We start from the raw sequence: 16,808 nt of genomic DNA, 5'->3' as shown, positions 1-16,808 counted from the left end.
ATCGCGCATCCGGCGGTCGCCGAGGCCGCGGTGATCGGTGTGCCGGACCAGAAGTGGGACGAGCGTCCGTTGGTGGCGATCGTGCTGGCCGAGGGCGCCGAAGTCAAACCCGAAGAACTGCGGGAATTCTTGGCCGACAAGTTCGCCAAATGGCAGCTGCCCGAACGGTGGACATTCATCGCCGAGGTCCCCAAGACCAGCGTGGGCAAGTTCGACAAGAAGCGGCTACGCGCCCAGTACGCCGACGGCGACCTGGAGGTCACCACCCTGTCCTGACCCCTGCTGCCCCGCGTCACCACCTCAGCATCGGCAGTGGTGACGCGGGGTGACCACGCAACCGCCGCGCGGGCTGCCGGTGCCACGGCGCGAGCCGGGCCTCGACCTCATCGAAGACCATCGGCGCACGGCGGTTGCTCACCCGTCAGTCCGGAACGCCGACCATCTCCAGGGCCAATGGCACAGCGGTCGGCTGGTAGTCGGGCGAGGTGTCGCTCAATACTTTGAAAGCGGTGTGGGCCAAGTGACTCGCCATGCGGGCTTGGGCCGTGGCCTTGGCGCCCTCCACCAGCGCGGACAGAATCTGCGCGTGTTCGTGATCGCCGGCCTTGTGCCAGCTGTTCGGCTCGCCACCCTGGTAGATCCGGATGTACCGGACACACCGGTCGGCCAGTTGACGCAACTGCTTCTGCATGGTGTCACCGGCGCCGCAGGTGATCGTGCGGTGGAACGCCGAGTGGATGACGAACCAGCGCTCGGTCTCACCTTCCTCCGCGGCCACGCGCATGGCCGCCAGTTGCTCGGTCGCGTGATCTCGGGCGGCGTCGTCGAAGCTGTCCACTGTCATGGCGACGGCCAGCGACTCGAGCACGACTCGGCTGGCATAGATCTCGTCGAGTTCACGCGGGTCGAGCATGGAGACGCGGGTGCGCTGGTTCGGTTCGATCTGGACCAGGCCCTCCTCCTGCAGCATCCGCAGCACCTCGCGCAACGGCGTGCGACTGACACCGAGCTGCTCGGCCAGCGACACCTGAGAGAGCTTCGTCCCAGGCCGCAGCGTGCCGTCGAGAATCCTTTCGCGCAGGTAGGCGTGTACATACGGGATAGCTTGGCGTGCCTCGGGTAGTTCCACCCTGGTGATGTGCGGGACGAGCACTTTGCGACTCATACCCCTAGCGTAAGCGATGTGTATACATATTCCTTCTCTTTCGGATGTCGTCCGCGTAAACTGCATACAGTATTTCGGAGTCGTGGCGTCGACGAAGGCGTCCCCTCCCCGCGCGAAAACCCGTGAGGACGTGACCAATGTGAGAATTATCGGAGTCATCGGACTGGGCAAGATGGGCCTGCCGATCGCTGAGAACTTGCTGGCCCGGGGGATCGACGTCGTGGGGTACCGGCGCAGCATCCACTGTCCCGAGCTCGAGGCCGCGGGCGGCACCGTCGCGTCGTCGCCGGCGGAACTGGCCACCTCGTGCGAGGTCATCGTGTCGATCCTGCCGACCGCGGATGACGTCGAGCGCGTGGTCAGCGGACCCGAGGGCACGCTGTCGACGATGCGCCCCGGAGCGATCCACCTCGAGATGAGCACGATCCCGGTGACGCGCAAGCTCGCATTGATGCGTCAGCTCCAGCATGTCGGGGCCACCATGCTCGACTGTCCGATCAGCGGCAGCCCCGGAATGGTCGGCCCGCGGCTGGCCAGGATCTTCGCCTCCGGAGCGGCGGAGGCGATCGATCGAGTCGCCGACGTCTTGGACGCCATCTCGGGGCCCTGGGTCAGAACCGGTGACTTCGGGACCGGCACCCACCTGAAGTACATCTCCTCCATGCTGGTGGCGACCCATACGGTCGCGGCCGCGGAAGCGATCGCGCTGGCCCGCCGCGACAACTTGGACCTCGAGATGGTCCAGTGCGCCCTGGAGACGTCCATCGCGGGCTCGGCGCTGCTCGAGCAGCGAGGTCCCGTGATGGCGCAACGCTCATGGCTGCCCGCTCCAGGGCCCATCGCGACGCTGCACGAGATCCTCGACCAGATCGAGGCGCACCTGCACGAGGTCGGCGAGCATCGGCCGGTGTTCGAGGCGGCCAAAGCGGTCTTCGACCAGGCCTTGGCCGACGGTTGGGGAGAACTCGATATAGCCAGCGTGCACGACCAGATCTCCGCCCAGAACGCACTCGCACAGGAAGTCACCAAATGATCTACGTCACTCACCGCCTCCCGGTCAACGAGACCGGCGAGCCGACGCTCGATCGGACTGCCGTGTGGCAGGGCCTGGTCATGAAGGCCGACAATGCGCTGCCCTTCGTGCCGGCCATGTCCCACTGCCTCGTCACCGCTCGCCTCGATGACGTGACGTTCGAGCGCGAGATCGAGCTGTTCGGCGACCGCTATTCCGAGCGAGTCAGCCTCCAGCCGCAGCAGCGGGTGATTTTCACGCGCATCTCGGGGCCGGTCCTCGGCACGATCGTCAACGACATCGAGGAAGACGAGGGGGAGCTGTTCCTCCGGTTCAGCTTCGCGCTGGTGCTCGAAGGCTTACAGAGTGGTTCTCCCGAGGAGGCGGCGTACGCCGAGGAAATGACGACGCAGTACATAGCGGCGGTCGGCGCAACGCTCGCGGCCATCCGTCGGGTCGCCGGTGGAGAAGCGTCCGTCACGCTGCCCATAAGCTGACGTCCGGACCGTGGGCGACGAGCCCCGTGTTCCGGCGCGGGGCCGTGCGCCTGGTCGGGGTACGCACACGCCCGAATTCGCTTCCACCGCAACCTGATCCAGTCCGGTCGGTATGGCGACGGAGTTCAGCGGCGTCGAGCCTTGGGTGGCATACGCGCGTGGGATCATCGGGCGGCGCGCGTCGTCGCCGCTTTGCGCAGCAGGTGTGCCCCCAGTCTGGGCAGTAGCTCGTGTTTGACGGCTTGCCATGAGCGAATCTCTTCCGCCGACATGGCGGCGGCTGGTGCGTCCCTCGTCTCGAGCCAGACGGTGCACGCGGCGGCAAGCACCGACATGGTGGCGACTGCGGTGGCGGGGTCGGCTGCCATCGTGATCGCGCCGTTGCCGCGCAGAATGAGCGCGTCCGACGCGCCGATCGCCTCGGCGAGTCGCAGGCCGCGGTCGGCTTCGCGGACCAGTAGCGCGGAGGGGTACACCGGCACGGATTCGCCCAGCCAGCACGCCTGGCCGTGGGTCGGGGCGATGCGGTCGGCGAGCATGCCGACAGCCAGCGATGCCGCCGGCTGGGCCCGCGCGATCGCTCCGGTCGCCGGGAAACGGTGGTAGAGGGCCAAATGGGCCCACGCCTCGGCCGGGCATCCGGGTGGCAAAGACGTCGCGTTCAACGGGACACGGATGCAGTTCGACGCCTCGACGGTCTCGAGATCCGCGGCAGGTGTGATCACCATGTGGCCGAACTCCCTGGCGGATACATGCCCGAACGCGTCGACCAGCCCCATGGTGGCCATGGCGCGCGCCGCGTCGGAAACCTGGACTTCGATGGGTTGGGTGGTGGAAGAGCTCACTGGATAACTGTATGCACTTTTTAGCCTGAGCGCCAAGCGCGGGGCGAAAATCGACGCTTCGGGGAGTTCATTCCGCAAAGCGGAATTTGTGCTCAGGGAGATGGCCGGACGTGACTGGATCGGGTCAAGGTGTATGCAGTTCATCTCGAAAGGATCCAATTATGACCAGCGCTTTGACCGCCGCCGTGTTCCACGCGGTCGACACTCTCGACTCGAAGGCCTTTGCGGGGCTTTTCGCCCATGATGGCAAGACCGCCTTCGGCAACGGCCCCGTTCTCGAGGGCCGCGAGGCGGTCGAGGCGGGCACTGTCGGCTTCTTCGGCATGCTCAGTGGGATGCACCACGAGATCGTCCACGAGTGGGTCGTGGGCAATGACACCATCGTCGAGCTGGTTGTCACCTATACGCGTAAAGATGGCCGAGAGGTCTCCATCCCGGTGGTGTCGATCTGGACTGTCGGTGGCAGCGGCCTGATCGATAGCTATCGTGTCTTCTTCGACGTGGCCCCGGTTTTCGCGTGACCAAGGCGACGTGACCAGGGCGTGTCGCGGCCGTCACCGGAGGCGCCGCCGACCGGTGCCGACCGCACCGCCGCGACTGACTATGAGCTAGCTGTCCGGACCGCCGGTTCATGGCGGGGCGCAAGGCCTGGCCGCGTTCGGTCAGCCGATAGGTGACCGCGGCCGGGGAGTGCGTCAACGCTGGAGTGACCAGCGCGAGGCGAGGGCTCGACCTTCAGGCGAAGTTCTCGGCGATCGCGGACGCGGTCGCCCGGACGTCGGGTACGAGGTCGACGAGGTGCCTGCGGCTGGAGCCCGCCGAAGGGCACGCCAACACGACCGCGGCGATGACCATGCCGGGCCGGGTGGTGACCGGGACGCCGACGGCGTTCACACACTGCTCGTTCGTCTCCAGGCAGAGGGCATAACCCTGCCTGCGGACGACACCGAGTTCACGACGGAGCGCGACGAGCTCACGCGTCGAACCATCACGCATTCGGACGTGGCGGTCGGGGTAGAGCGCGACCAGTTCGCTGTCGGGAAGCTGGGCCAGGAGCACCTTGCCGCCCGATGTGGTGTGTGCGGGCAGCAAGTGCCCGACACGACTCCGGACGCGGTGGGCACGGCTGCTCTCGACGCCGTCGATGAACCGGCAGCCGTTGCCCTCCAGAGTCACCAGGAAAGTCGTACAGCCCGACCGCCGCGAAAGGTCGGCCAGATAGGGATGGCCGAGGACGCCGAGGTCGTGTGGTGGCTCGGCGCCCCACGGGAATTGCGTCAGCCGTGGTCCCGGCAGGTAGGCGCGTTTGCGGTCCTGTTCGGCGAACCGGTGCCGCTTGAGGGTGGACAACAGCCGGTGTGCGGTGGGAGGCGTCACCGCGAGCAGTTCCGCGGCGTCGGCCGCGCGCAACCTACCGTTCTCGCGCAGAGCGACGAGGAGCGTGAGCACGTTCTCGGCCGAAGAGATCGACTCATGGGATGGCATAGTCCCTGCCCTCATCGACGATGGACGCTCCCGGTCATGCCGCGACCATTCTGTTCTCCAGCCGACCGAGGCCGTCGATTTCGCTGACGACCAGGTCGCCGGCGTTGAGGAAAGTGTTGCGCGGCAGGCCGACACCGGCCGGCGTACCGGTCAGGATGACGTCACCCGGCTCGAGGGTCAGCACGCGGCTCGCGGCGGCGATCAACCGCGGCACCGTGATCACCATGTCGGCGGTGGACGCTTCCTGCTTGATCTCCCCGTTGACCGTCAGCCGAAGCGTGAGGCCGTGCGGATCGCCGATCTGCCAGCTGGGCACGAGTCCGGGCCCCAATGGGCACGACCCGTCGAATGCCTTGTGCTGGAACCAGTCCCAGCCGAATGGTGCGAGGACCGCGTCTTTCCTCGGGAACAGTCCCCGAGCGGACAGGTCGTTGGCGACCGTGTAGCCAGCCACGTGATCGAGGGCCGCGCGCTCATCGATATCGTGACCGCCCGCGCCGATGACGACGGCCAACTCGACCTCCCAGTCCACGTCGGCGCGTTCCGGCAGACGCACGTCGTCGTGCGCGCCCAGGACCGTCGTGGTGGGTGGCTTGAGGAAGAAGAAGGGCTCACCGTCCGGATCCGGACGCTGCGTGCCCATCTCCTCCGCGTGTCCGTAGTAGTTCGCCCCGGCGCAGATGACCTTGCGGGGGTACGTGAGAGGTGCGACGAGTTCGACATCCGGTATGACCTCGAGCGCCGAGGGCTGGAAATTCCGGAGCAGGGGCGTGAACTCGGCCCACCGATCGAGAACTTCCAACAAAGTGAGACCCGATAGCGGCTCCGGCGCCCGGCCGACTTCGCCGTCGGCGAGCACGCCGACACTCGGCTGCGCTCGGTTGCTCCCGACGAACTGGACTAGACACCACTGCTGCGACGACATGAAAACCCCTTAGGAATCAAGAACTCGCTAAAGTGCACACACTTTCGAGACGGATGTCAAGCCGGGCCGCTCGACAGGCTCGCTACTCCGGAGCCCGTGCGCAATGGCGGTGGAGTGCGGGCGCTGCGTCACGTCGAACGGCCGCGACGGTCCGCTCGTAGTCCAGCGTCGGGTACGCGCCTCACGAAACTGCCTGTTGCCCAACCAAAATCAGATACGCGACCGCGACGGCAGCGATCGCTATCGCTGGGATCAGCTGCGCGAACCGGTCGCGAACGCGGAGGTGGCTGATAGCGGCGCCGACCATCAGCGCCACGATGCCCACCGCGGCGAGGGCGCCGACGGCGGGGATCGTCAGCCCCAGAAGTACTCCGATCGCACCGAGCAACTCCAAGGCCCCGATACCGCGGAAGGCGTTGACGCTGAATCCGAGGTGCGCCGCGGTGTCGCGTTGGAAGCTGACGGCCAGGGTCATGGTTGTACCGGCCCCTAGCAGAACGATCGCGAGCAAAGCTGCGAGGATGGTTGTTGCGGTCATGGCGATCTCCTGTTTTCGATGTCGAGAATTGGTCCCTGGATGTCAGGGCGGTGGGCATAGCTGAGTGCTGTCTGCCTCATATGAGGCTCGAATGCAGCCCCTCGGTTCGGGGGTGGGCTGACGCCGACGATCTGGATCTCGCCGATGTCGACGGCTCCGTCCAGCGGTTCGGCGCGGGCCTGCCCTCAGGTCCGGGGCCGCCAGCCGCAGGTGATATGGGTGGCTCGAGATGCCACCCGGTACAGGTGTGCTCTTGCCGAGTCCGGTCGTAGACGAGGGGAGCGCGGGGCGAATTGTCGGGCGCCCTGTTCACTCTCCTTCCAGGATCGGCAGGAGCAGACGTGATCTGGAGTGCACTGTATTGATGCTCGGGCTGCCGACGGGGGCGTGACTGAACAGCAGCATGGGGCGGAAGTCCTCGCGGCTGTCGTCGCTTGTGAGGATGAGCCGGATGCGGTGCCCGCGGCGGAATCGGCGGGCGTTGGCCACCAGCGGGATGCGGTAGTCGACCGGCTCCCCCGCAGGGACGGGCTCCCACGTCCTCATCGGGAGGACGGGCCTGCCCGTCGCGCTCGCGTCCTCGTCGACATAGCGCATGCCGGCTCGCAGCCAGCCTTGGGTGACTTCGATGGCTTTGCCGTCCGGGCCGACGTCTTGCAGGAGCAGGATCCATCCCGTGTCGGCCGCACTGCTGGTGGCGGTGAGCCGTAGCTCGGGGTGACCGACCATGTCGAGGTCGCCGAGAAGGGGATCGCTGGTCCAACTCAGTTCTGCGGGCATGGCGTTCGCGCCGTCCGTGGCGTAGCTGCGCTCGCCCGGTTGCTCGTCGCCGGTGAGGGAGCCGTCGGAGTTGAGCGACAAGGCCATGTGCGTCGCAGGCGGGGGCCAGGAGTCGGCGGTGAGCCACCGTTCGGCCCCGGGCAGCCAGTAGCGGATGGCGGGGCCTTCGAGAATGCCGGTGTCCCGCCCCTTGAGCCAGTGGTCGAACCAGGCGAGGGCCTCGATGTGCATGCTCTCCCATGGCCAGGGCAAGCTGTGCTCCCCGAGCATGGTCATGCGCACGTGCGGGTTGTGGGCGAGGGCCTTCCAGGCTTGGAAGAGGCCGGGTAGATGCAGGGGGACGTTGGACCACTCGCCGCCGAGGTAGACGGGGATGTCGACGCGGGACAACAGTTCGGTCAGGTCGCGGTCGTCCCACCACGCATCCCGGGTGGGGTGTTCGGCGGTCACCGCGTTCAACAGGGCCTCCCATGGGTGGGCATCGTGGCGGAAGCGGCTGACCAGCCGCAGGCCGAGAGTCGCCTGGACGCCGTCGGTGTGCCTGAACCGGCGGTGGACGGCGGGAATCGCGAGAATTCTGCGCAGGAGGCGAGACAGGCCCTTGCGGTAGAGAGAGTCGCCGTGGGCGGACAGGACGCCTAGCGCACGGAACCACGGGGTGATGAAAGCCTGGCTCAACAGGCCGTTGTGGTAAGAGGCTTCCCAGGCCTGAACGGTGACATTGAACGGGAACAGGGCCTCGAGATGAGGTGGGCGCTGGGTGGCCGCCGCCATCTGGGTCATGGCGTAGTAGCTGATGCCGATCATGCCCACGTTGCCGTCGCACCACGGCTGCCCCGCGACCCACTCGACCAGGTCGAACAGGTCCTGGCGCTCCTGCTCGTCGAAAAAGGTGTAGGTGCCGTCCGAGCCCACAGTGCCACGAAGGTTGGCGATGACATGGGCGTAGCCGCGTGGAACCCAGAAGTCGGTGGTGCCGGCCTCGATGACCGCCGCGGGGGCGCCAAGGTCCTGGAGTTGGCGGGGATAGGGTGCCGCCGCGATGAGCGCGGGAAATCTCCCGTCGGCGTCGGGGCGGTGAATGTCGGCCAGCAGCCTGGTGCCGTCACGGACCAGGACAGGCACATTGTTCTCGCGGGTCGTCCCGTGGAGAGCGGGGGACAGGTCGCGATACTCGCGACCTGTGGTCTGCGGTCCGTTCAACTGACGCTGACCGGGCTCCGCACCGGCTGCTCTTACCCGAGCCACGGCATCCTCATTTCCACATATACAGAAATTAACGGGCTCACGGTACGCCCGGCGCCCCGCTACAGGCAAGAGTAATTTCCATACATGCTGAAATATCTGTCGTCGGCGGCCCGCGCGCCGCGCTCGGCGGGGCGAACGGTGATGAGCATGGTGCGGCCGCCGGCGTACTCGACCGCGGCGCCGACCGACTCATCCCTGGGGGGTCATCCGCCACTCAGACGGTCTCCGAAACATCCACGCCCAGGGGACCGGTGAGGTAGTGCTGCACGGTCGGCCCGATCAGGCGGACGACCTGCTCCGTGTGCAGATCGGCGATGCTGTCGAGGGCCCAGACGTAACGCGTCATGGCCAGTCCCACGATCTGAGTGGCCACCAAGTCCGCCCGCAGGCCGGCCTCGTCGTCGGGAAGGCTCGCCGACACCACCTGCAAGACAAGATCGGAGAAGACGGCGCGGAGGCGCTCCATGGCGAAGGGCTCGTGACTCGCGGCGAGGATGATCGACCGCAGAATCTCCGAGGTGGCCGGATCGTCCCACATGCGCAGCGCCGCCTCGACAAAGGCTCGTCCGCGCTCCTCCAGTGGCACTCGAGCGGCCTCCCCGATTGCCGCACCAAAGGATTCCGGCGGCTCCAGCGCCGCCTTCAGCAGTCCCATCTTGTTGGAGAAGTAGTAGTTCACCAGGGTGGGGTCCACTTCGGCTGCCTTCGCCACGGCTCGCAACGAGGTTCCGCTGTAACCTCGCTCGGCGAAGGACTTACGCGCCGTTGCGAGGATGCGGTCCGCCTGCGCGCCACGTTCGCCCCGAGGCCCCCGCCCCGCTCGTGCCACCATGTTCCACCGTCTCCTCTGCCGGTTCCGCACTTCCCGACTGCGTGCGACCAAGTTTCCACACACACTGAAATCTGTTTCAGCCTACCGGGCAATTCAGCTCCCGGTCCCGCGGGAGGCTTCCCACAGCCGTCCGAGCACCGCGAGAGAAAGTGACCCGTATGGCCGCGACGGCCTTCGAAGGGTGTCCTACCGCTATCGCTGCTGTCCGGGCGTAGGGGGAATAAGGTTGAGGGCTTGGGCCTTTCGCAGCGCTGTGATGCGATCGTGCACACCGAGCTTGCGGTAGAGGTTCTCGGTATGTTTCGTCACCGTCGCCGCCTTGATCCCGAGTCGGGTGCCGATGGCATGCGCGGTAAGGCCGTCGCACAGGAGCGCGAGCACCGCCGACTCCCGGGGAGTGATCTTGTACTCCGCGGGATCCGCGCGCATCGTGTGGTGTGCGAAGGCTGCCGCCTCGTGCGCTTCGACCGTGTCGAGCAGCGACCTGGCGAGCGCGGCGTATTCGAGATCCCGGTCGCTGAACCCGCCACCGCTGCGGCTCATGATGACGCCGCGGATCCGGCCGGGTTCGGAACTCAACGGCAACGCCAGCTGGCGGTCGATGCCGATGGCATCCTTTCCTGCCCGGTATGCCTCACCCTTCCACCAGCGATCGTCGGCTACCTCATCCATCGTCAGCGGGGTTTTGTCTCGCGTCAGCGCATAATGCCGAAGCAGGGGGTGAGACCGCATATGCGCGTGGATCAGTGCGTCGAGCGGTGCCTCGTGTAGCCAGTCCGGCGATCCGGTGAGCGCATGGCCGGTTCCTGCCCGCCAGTTCAGGTCGATGAGAACCGCCAAGTCGCACGGTAGATCGGCGGTCAAGCGTTCCATCAGCAGCGGCCAGACCCGCACCGGCTCCTTCTCGGTGATGATCTGCAATGCGAGATCGTGGATGCGTTTGGCGTCTCCCCCTGGCACAGCGTCCATTCCAGCATTGTGCAGCACCGGTTCCCGGAGATCGGCTCGAGCTGAGAACGATATACGAAGTTCTTCGTATATCCGCCTTGGAGCACCGAAATTATCGTTGGTCTCCGTAAGTATCCGGCGGACCGCCCCTTTGGATCGACACGGCGTCGGCCGCATCGAAGGATGGTTCGCCCGGGAAGCGGACCAGGAAGCACGCTGCACCGGAAGCGCGCGCAAGTTTGCCGGGGGAATGTATGCGAACATTTGTCGTCAATCTCGATCGTGACACCGAGCGACTGACCGTGATCTCCGAGAATTTGGCGCGCCACGGGATGCTCTTCGAGCGGTGGCCTGCCACCGACGGGCGGACGCTGGATTTCGATCATCCGGAGCAGGGCGAAGTTGTCCAGGACTTCGGCCGCTGGGCGTCGCTGGAGGCTGCCTGCGGGATCAGTCATATCAGGCTCTGGCGCCATATCGTCGACCACAGGATTCCGTGGGCGATCGTGCTCGAGGACGACGCCGAGCTGATCTCTCCGCTACCCCACGACGTCGACGAGTGGGGACTCCCTCCGGACTGTGATCTCGTCTTTCTGAGCAGCAGGGCCACACCGGGCCGGATTCGTTCGACCAGCGGCAGGTTCTCCTACGCTGACCTGATCGGCGGGGCCGGTACCGAGGGGTATCTCGTCGGACTCGCGGGTGCGGTCAAACTCCTGCAGATCATGACTCCACTCAAGGATCCGCTCGACTTCCAGATGTACGCCCATGCGGAGTCCGTACAGCGACACGATGCGTTCCCTTACTTCTGGAAACTGCCCATCAATCCGGCCGCGGCGCATGTGCGGCTCGACGCCTACCGCCTCGTTCCCGATGTCGTACGCCATACCGGAGCGGAATCCAGTATCGGGAACAGCCGCCATCCCAGAGCCAGATTCTACTGTCGGCTGCTTCTCGGGCTGGACTTCGCCGACGGAGGATACGGATCGGGCGGCTACACGAACATTCGAGCCGAGTCGGCCCGGCACACTGGCGATTTCGCCGCACGACGACCATCCCGGCACGTCACCGACTTCTTTCACGGAGTCGACTTGTCGCACTGCCCGGGTGGGCGCGCGTACGAGGTCGCGACGACACTCGCCGACCACGGAGTGAACAGCGTTCGCCTGAGCGTATGGGTCGACGACAACTCGCCGATGAACCTCGAGCACGCCATCGGCTTGGCTCAGGCCGCTCGATCCGCCGGACTCGCGATATGTCTCACTCTGCACTATTCCGACACCTGGGCGGATCCGGGTAAACAGTGCAAGCCACGGGCGTGGGCATCGCTGCCGATCCGGACGCTGATCGAGGAAGTTCGCCGCTACACCGCACACACCCTCACCGAGTTCCGCCGTCATGACATCCAGCCGGCCATGGTGCAAGTCGGCAACGAAATCACCAACGGGATGTTGTGGGCGGAGCCGGGCCAGGATCCACGCAGCGGCGCGCGGCTACACCCGGAAGACGGCGTCGACAGCGACTGGAATTCAGCCGATCAATGGGTGATTCTGTCCGAACTCTTGCGCGCGGCGACGATGGGCGTGCGGGAAACCGCCGATTCCACCCTCATCTCTGTTCATCTCGACCGCGGCGCCGACGTCGAGGGCGCCGAGTGGTGGTTGCGGTACGCGGACCATTTCGACGTCGACTACGACGCCGTGTCGCTGTCGTTCTATCCACTGGCACATCACGACGCTACGATTTCGCGGCTGCGCCGAATCGAATCCCTCTGCGCATCGCGACCGCACAAGAGCGTGTTGATCGGCGAGACTGCGTATCCCTTCAGACCGATCGCGGGGAACGACCGTACCTACACCGACATCGAGCGGGAGTTCTCCTTCGACGCGCGCGGCCAGCACGAATACCTCAGATCCGCTCTGCGAACCATTGGAAACCTGTCGACAGGATGCGGACTGTTCTGGTGGGGAGCATGTTTCATCGACGACAGCGTCGAGCGGTCCGTCGACTACTTTCGCGCCCACGCCCTCTTCGATGCCGATTGGCGCCCTCTTCCTGCGCTCTCGGCCTTCAAGGAGAATCCGGGGTCGAGGGCCAACACACTCATAGCCGAAGCCGCCGGGCCACGTTAGTGCCGTACGCCACGCTCGACCGGACAGCCCCAGGCCCGAGCGCTGGATCTAGGCCTCTTCGAGGGCTTCGCCGATTTGGTGAGCGACGCGATTGTGCTGGTCCTGCGCCAGCCAGTGACCGGCCGCGAGGACCACCGCAACGGGCCATTCGATGATCTCCGCCGCAGCCAGCGCGCCGAGTGCACCGTAGTACGCCAACTGTTCGGGTCGAGGGATGCGGACCCGGCCCACTACCGGCAGTTCCACCGCGAAACCCTGCGCGGCCAGCACGCGATCTACGGCATTCCGGTGGCCGGTATGCGATTTTTCGGCCATTTTTTACCTTCCGGTAAGAGTGTGTTGGATAGGTCGATGCCTGGCATCCGCACGGTGTCCAGTGTGATGACAAATGGTGCAGGCGGCGGCTCGGATCAGCTGACGGGCGCGCTGACGCAGGTTCTGGCCGTGCCGTTGCGTGAGCTGTACGCAGTGCTGTGGCGCCTCGGGGTCGTCGAGATCGTCGACTGATCACTCCGTTGCCGACCGCCCGCGGCGAACAGCCACGGGGCATGTCGGCGACAGCGGTCGACAACGCCTGCCGCCGACCCACCGGGGCGTACCGCAGGTCCACGTGCCACGACTAATGCATGCTCGGCGAGCGCTGCGTCCGGCCCGCGCTCTCCGGCGCGGGAATCGCACGCTCGTCGTCTCGGCGGGCCGACTGGCCGCTCTGCGCGTGCGGCTCGGGGCGCCCGGCGCGATCACCGGCCTCGGGCGGCGGCAGCCTGCCCGATCGCTGCCCGAGCTTCTGAACCACCAAGGTAGCGCCGCCGACACCCAGCAGCACCGGCCAGTCCACCAGACCCGTGGCACCGATCGCCACCAAAGTCAGTGCCGCCGCCGGTGTCGAGTGGCTGCCGCTGCCGAGCCCCTTCTTCACGCCGATCGCGGCACCTTGGATGCCGCCGATCACACCGTTGACAGCGGCGCCGCCCACGGCGCCTGCCGCGGCCGTCGTCGCGCCGGCCGTCCGGGCGATCATGTCCACCACGCCTTCGGAAATCTTCATGGGTCACTCCGTTGCGTTCACCATTTGGACACCTACGAGCAAACCAAAGTTTACCTCTGGCGAGAAGTTGGAGCGGGTGTTGCGTCAGTCCGCGATCACTCGCTGTATATCGCGCTGACCTCTGCGGCGAAGTCGCGGAGTACGAGGTTGCGTTTGAGCTTCAACGATGGGGTGACATATCCGCTGTCCTCGGTCAGCTGGGTGTGCAGCAGGCGGAATTTGCGGACGGCCTCGGCGCGCGACACGGCTCGGTTGCCGTCGTCGACAGCGGCCTGGACAGCGGCCAGTAGATCGGGGTCCGCGGCGAGATCGTCGACACTGGCGTCCTGGGGTTTGTCATGCAGCTGTTTCCACAGGGGGAAGTGCTCATCGTCGATGGTCACCAGGCAACCGACGAACGGTTTGCCGTCGCCTACGACGATCACCTCACCGATGATGGCGTGGGCGCGGATGCGGTCTTCGATCACCGCGGGAGCCACGTTCTTACCGGCGGCGGTCACGATGATCTCCTTCTTGCGCCCGATGATGGTGAGGTACCCGTCGTCATCGAGAGTGCCGAGGTCGCCTGTGGCGAACCAACCCTCGCGGAACGACTCGGCGGTGGCACGCGGATTGTTCCAATACCCGGTGAACACGTTCGGTCCGCGCAACAGGATCTCGCCGTCCTCATCGATCCGGACCGAGGAGCCCGGGAGCGGTTGGCCGACCGTGCCTATCTTCGGCCGGTCGTCCGGATTGAACGTGGCGGCCGCGCATGTCTCGGTCAGCCCGTAGCCCTCCAACACGGTGAATCCCACTCCACGGTAGAAATTGCCGAGGCGTTCCCCGAGTGGCGCTCCGCCGGATATGGCGTGCGTGGCGCGGCCGCCCAGCGCGGCGCGCAGCCGCCGGTAGACCAGCCGGTCGAACAGCGCATGCCGGATCCGCAGCGAGAGCGGTATGTGCCCGGCGCCCCGGGCCCGGCCGTAGTCGATGGCGGTCGTGGCTGCCAGATCGAAGACGCGCTCGCGGTGGGCGAGTTCCGCTCGAGCGCGTGCGGTGTTGTACACCTTCTCGAAGACTCGTGGCACGCCCAGGATCAACGTCGGCCGGAATGCGCCGAGTTCGGCGGTGACATCTTTGACATCGCTGACGTTCGCGATGTCGACCGGGACGTAGGCCGCCGCGACTTCGGCGATTCGGCCGAGCACATGTGCCAGCGGCAGGAACAACAGCACCGAGGACTCTCCGGTGCGGAACAGCGTCGGCATCCGGGCGGTGATGTTGCCGAGTTCGGCGAGGAAGTTGCCGTGGGTCAGCTGACACCCTTTCGGGCGGCCGGTGGTACCGGAGGTGTACACGATCGTCGCAGGCACGTCGGCCGCTACGGCGGCCCGGCGCTCCACGACGGTGGCGTCGCTGATCCGTGCGCCCTCCGCCGTCAGGTTCGCTATGGCGTCGGCCTCGATCTGCCAGCTGTGCGTCAATTTCGGCAATTGGTCGCGTACTGCGGCGACCACGGCCGTGTGGCGATCGGTCTCTGTGACGATGGCGGACGCGCCGGAGTCGGACACGATCCACTGCACTTGTTCGGACGAGGAAGTTTCATAGACGGGGACCGAAATCGCGCCCGCGTACCAGATCGCGAAGTCCAGCAACGTCCACTCGTACCGCGTGCGGGACATGATGGCCACGCGATCGCCTGCCTGGATGCCGTTGGCGATCAGTCCTTTCGCCGTCGCCCACGCCGCGGCGCGGAACTGGGCGGCGGTCACATCTTGCCAGCGGCCGCCTACCTTGCGGGAGATGACGGTCAGATCGGGGTACCGCTCGGCGTTACGTTCGATCAAGTCGGTGAGGTTCGCCTCGGCGGGCACTTGGTACAGAGCCGGCAGTCCGAATTCCCGCATGATCGGTCCTCCTCGGCGCTGCCGGAGGGCGCACGATGCGCTCGACCTGGGTGAGCCGCGCACTACCGAGTATGGTCCGCGGCGCATCGATGCGGCGATGGACGTTGGCAGTCGCGCTCAAGGACATAGGTCCTCTTCAGTGCTGAGTGGTAGGCCCACGACGCCGTACGCCCAGGTTCTCGGTAGCCGGTGACGTGCCAGAGTGCCCGCTGTTCGGTGACCTTCGGCCGTCACCTGCGCCACGGGTTCGCGCGATGCTGAATCCAGGCGAAAGCGGGCCCACCGGTTCCTGGTCACCGAGGCCACCTGCCGGACCGGCTCGGAGTTCGTGCTGGACGGTGGCGCGGCCGCGGATCCGGTTTCGCGCCTGCCGGACGAATCTCGATGAGAGGCAAGCGATGCCGAGAACACACCCCGATTCCGAGACACTGCGATCCGCGTTGGCGCTGGCATCTCGTGCGCCATCGGTGCACAACACCCAGCCCTGGCAGTGGCGGCTGGGACGCGAGACCGTCCACCTGTACGCCGACGAGAGCCGAAGGCTCCCGCACACGGACCCTGACGGACGTGACCTGCTGCTGAGTTGCGGTGCGGCGTTGCATCATCTGCGCGTCGCCGCTCGCGCGGAGGGGTGGGAGACGGTGATCCATCGGCTACCGAACCCTGCTGCGCCCGAGCATCTCGCCGCCGTGGAATTCCGTCCGACCACATGCACGCCCGAGCACGTCGAGTTGGCGCGCGCCATCGGCAAACGCAGCACGGATCGCCGCCGCTTCAGCTCGTGGGAGGTGCCGTCCGCGCATATCGAGGCCATCGTCGCCGCCGGGGTGGCGACCGGAGTGCTCGTGCGCGATGTCGAGGCCGAACCGGCGCGGACCCAGTTGCTGCGAGCGTTCGAACAGGCGGCCTGGCAGCACGCCCGTGACGTCTCCTACGGCGCCGAACTCGCCCAGTGGAGCGGCAGGCACGCGGCGCCGCAAGGGGTGCCGGCGCGCAACGCGGTGGCGACCGAGGCCGACCCAACGGTGCGTCCGTTCTCGAACCCGGGATTGCCGCAGGCGGTGGTGCGTGACATCGATGCCGCCGACCGGATGATCCTGCTGAGCACCAGCAGTGACGATCGGTTGTCCCAGCTGCGGGCCGGTGAGGCCACGAGCGCGGTGCTGTTGACCGCCACGTCGCTCGGGCTGGCCACTTGCCCGTTGACGGAGCCGATGGAGTTGGCCGACACCAGGGAACGCATCCGTGCCCACGTTCTCGACGACAGCGCGCATCCGCAGATGATCGTGCGGATCGGTTGGGCGGTTCCGAGCGCGGATCCGGTCCCGCCCACGCCGCGCCGCCCGCTCGACGAGGTGGTGCATCCGCTGGATCGTTCTGGTTCATGACGAGGCGTGCCCCGGAGGGGTGATCCAAGGTGGCGCGGTATCCGTCGCGGACGGTTCGCCTGTGGCGATGGCGGCC

General features: G+C 66.4%; 17 protein-coding genes and 1 pseudogene. 7 read left to right on the top strand and 11 right to left on the bottom strand.

Features of this window, described 5'->3' with window-relative positions; all coding sequences use genetic code 11:
* Window positions 1-276: pseudogene (locus ACIHAX_RS17090) on the top strand (fatty acid--CoA ligase); the annotation flags it as partial.
* Window positions 277-421: 145 nt separating this feature from the next.
* Here the strand turns inward: ACIHAX_RS17090 and ACIHAX_RS17085 are convergent.
* Entirely contained in the window at window positions 422-1,165 is a 744-nt protein-coding gene (locus ACIHAX_RS17085) for a GntR family transcriptional regulator (protein WP_355078195.1), read from the bottom strand.
* Between the two features lie 139 nt (window positions 1,166-1,304).
* Between ACIHAX_RS17085 and ACIHAX_RS17080 the strand changes: the two genes are divergently transcribed.
* Window positions 1,305-2,198: an NAD(P)-dependent oxidoreductase gene (locus ACIHAX_RS17080; RefSeq protein ID WP_364425245.1), complete on the top strand. Its 894-nt coding sequence runs from the start codon at window positions 1,305-1,307 to the stop codon at window positions 2,196-2,198.
* Complete coding sequence (locus tag ACIHAX_RS17075; protein WP_364425247.1) at window positions 2,195-2,674, top strand: SRPBCC family protein; 480 nt, start codon at window positions 2,195-2,197, stop codon at window positions 2,672-2,674. The genes ACIHAX_RS17080 and ACIHAX_RS17075 overlap by 4 nt, the downstream gene beginning before the upstream one ends.
* 164 nt (window positions 2,675-2,838) lie before the next feature.
* Here ACIHAX_RS17075 and ACIHAX_RS17070 read toward each other — a convergent pair whose 3' ends face one another.
* Window positions 2,839-3,519, bottom strand: coding sequence for a class II aldolase/adducin family protein (locus ACIHAX_RS17070; protein ID WP_397278401.1), 681 nt, complete (start codon window positions 3,517-3,519; stop codon window positions 2,839-2,841).
* 161 nt (window positions 3,520-3,680) lie between these two features.
* Here ACIHAX_RS17070 and ACIHAX_RS17065 point away from each other — a divergent pair, with 161 nt between their 5' ends.
* Window positions 3,681-4,040: a nuclear transport factor 2 family protein gene (locus ACIHAX_RS17065; RefSeq protein ID WP_397278399.1), complete on the top strand. Its 360-nt coding sequence runs from the start codon at window positions 3,681-3,683 to the stop codon at window positions 4,038-4,040.
* A 214-nt stretch (window positions 4,041-4,254) separates the two neighbouring features.
* On the opposite strand, the gene ACIHAX_RS17060 is transcribed toward ACIHAX_RS17065, so the two are convergent.
* The 6 genes from ACIHAX_RS17060 to ACIHAX_RS17035 all read right to left on the bottom strand — a co-directional run bounded on the left by ACIHAX_RS17060 (window position 4,255) and on the right by ACIHAX_RS17035 (window position 10,296).
* Entirely contained in the window at window positions 4,255-5,004 is a 750-nt protein-coding gene (locus tag ACIHAX_RS17060; protein WP_397278397.1) for an IclR family transcriptional regulator, read from the bottom strand.
* Window positions 5,005-5,038: 34 nt separating this feature from the next.
* Window positions 5,039-5,929: a fumarylacetoacetate hydrolase family protein gene (locus ACIHAX_RS17055; RefSeq protein WP_364425255.1), complete on the bottom strand. Its 891-nt coding sequence runs from the start codon at window positions 5,927-5,929 to the stop codon at window positions 5,039-5,041.
* A gap of 181 nt (window positions 5,930-6,110) precedes the next feature.
* Window positions 6,111-6,467, bottom strand: a complete 357-nt coding sequence (locus ACIHAX_RS17050; RefSeq protein ID WP_364425257.1) for a DoxX family protein — start codon at window positions 6,465-6,467, stop codon at window positions 6,111-6,113.
* Window positions 6,468-6,776: 309 nt separating this feature from the next.
* Window positions 6,777-8,495 carry a CocE/NonD family hydrolase gene (locus tag ACIHAX_RS17045; RefSeq protein ID WP_397278394.1) on the bottom strand — a complete coding sequence of 573 codons (1,719 nt, stop codon included), beginning with the start codon at window positions 8,493-8,495 and terminating at the stop codon, window positions 6,777-6,779.
* A 214-nt stretch (window positions 8,496-8,709) separates the two neighbouring features.
* The gene (locus ACIHAX_RS17040) at window positions 8,710-9,327 is read right to left on the bottom strand and encodes a TetR family transcriptional regulator (protein WP_355078186.1); all 618 of its coding nucleotides are present in this window, start codon (window positions 9,325-9,327) and stop codon (window positions 8,710-8,712) included.
* 192 nt (window positions 9,328-9,519) lie between these two features.
* Window positions 9,520-10,296 (bottom strand): LuxR C-terminal-related transcriptional regulator, encoded by a 777-nt coding sequence (locus tag ACIHAX_RS17035; protein WP_397278392.1) that lies wholly within the window; start codon window positions 10,294-10,296, stop codon window positions 9,520-9,522.
* A gap of 233 nt (window positions 10,297-10,529) precedes the next feature.
* Between ACIHAX_RS17035 and ACIHAX_RS17030 the strand changes: the two genes are divergently transcribed.
* The gene (locus ACIHAX_RS17030; protein WP_364425267.1) at window positions 10,530-12,407 is read left to right on the top strand and encodes a glycosyl hydrolase 53 family protein; all 1,878 of its coding nucleotides are present in this window, start codon (window positions 10,530-10,532) and stop codon (window positions 12,405-12,407) included.
* A 48-nt stretch (window positions 12,408-12,455) separates the two neighbouring features.
* On the opposite strand, the gene ACIHAX_RS17025 is transcribed toward ACIHAX_RS17030, so the two are convergent.
* Window positions 12,456-12,722: a hypothetical protein gene (locus ACIHAX_RS17025; RefSeq protein ID WP_355078183.1), complete on the bottom strand. Its 267-nt coding sequence runs from the start codon at window positions 12,720-12,722 to the stop codon at window positions 12,456-12,458.
* On the opposite strand from ACIHAX_RS17025, the gene ACIHAX_RS17020 reads away from it, so the two are divergent.
* A complete protein-coding gene (locus ACIHAX_RS17020; protein WP_355078182.1) occupies window positions 12,705-12,914 on the top strand; it encodes an Rv1535 domain-containing protein in 210 nt (69 codons plus the stop codon). The genes ACIHAX_RS17025 and ACIHAX_RS17020 overlap by 18 nt on opposite strands.
* 112 nt (window positions 12,915-13,026) lie before the next feature.
* Here ACIHAX_RS17020 and ACIHAX_RS17015 read toward each other — a convergent pair whose 3' ends face one another.
* On the bottom strand, window positions 13,027-13,455 hold the full coding sequence (locus tag ACIHAX_RS17015) for a hypothetical protein (RefSeq protein WP_355078181.1): 429 nt from the start codon (window positions 13,453-13,455) through the stop codon (window positions 13,027-13,029).
* 95 nt (window positions 13,456-13,550) lie between these two features.
* Window positions 13,551-15,344, bottom strand: coding sequence for a long-chain fatty acid--CoA ligase (locus ACIHAX_RS17010; protein WP_364425272.1), 1,794 nt, complete (start codon window positions 15,342-15,344; stop codon window positions 13,551-13,553).
* 398 nt (window positions 15,345-15,742) lie between these two features.
* On the opposite strand from ACIHAX_RS17010, the gene ACIHAX_RS17005 reads away from it, so the two are divergent.
* Window positions 15,743-16,732 carry an Acg family FMN-binding oxidoreductase gene (locus ACIHAX_RS17005; protein WP_364425274.1) on the top strand — a complete coding sequence of 330 codons (990 nt, stop codon included), beginning with the start codon at window positions 15,743-15,745 and terminating at the stop codon, window positions 16,730-16,732.
* The last annotated feature ends 76 nt before the right edge of the window (window positions 16,733-16,808 follow it).

Origin of the sequence: Nocardia sp. NPDC051929 (genome assembly GCF_044548645.1) — a bacterium.
GTDB classification, from domain to species: domain Bacteria; phylum Actinomycetota; class Actinomycetes; order Mycobacteriales; family Mycobacteriaceae; genus Nocardia; species Nocardia sichangensis.
The sequence above is the reverse complement of the archived record's forward strand: the minus strand, read 5'-3'. Positions and strand labels throughout refer to the sequence as shown.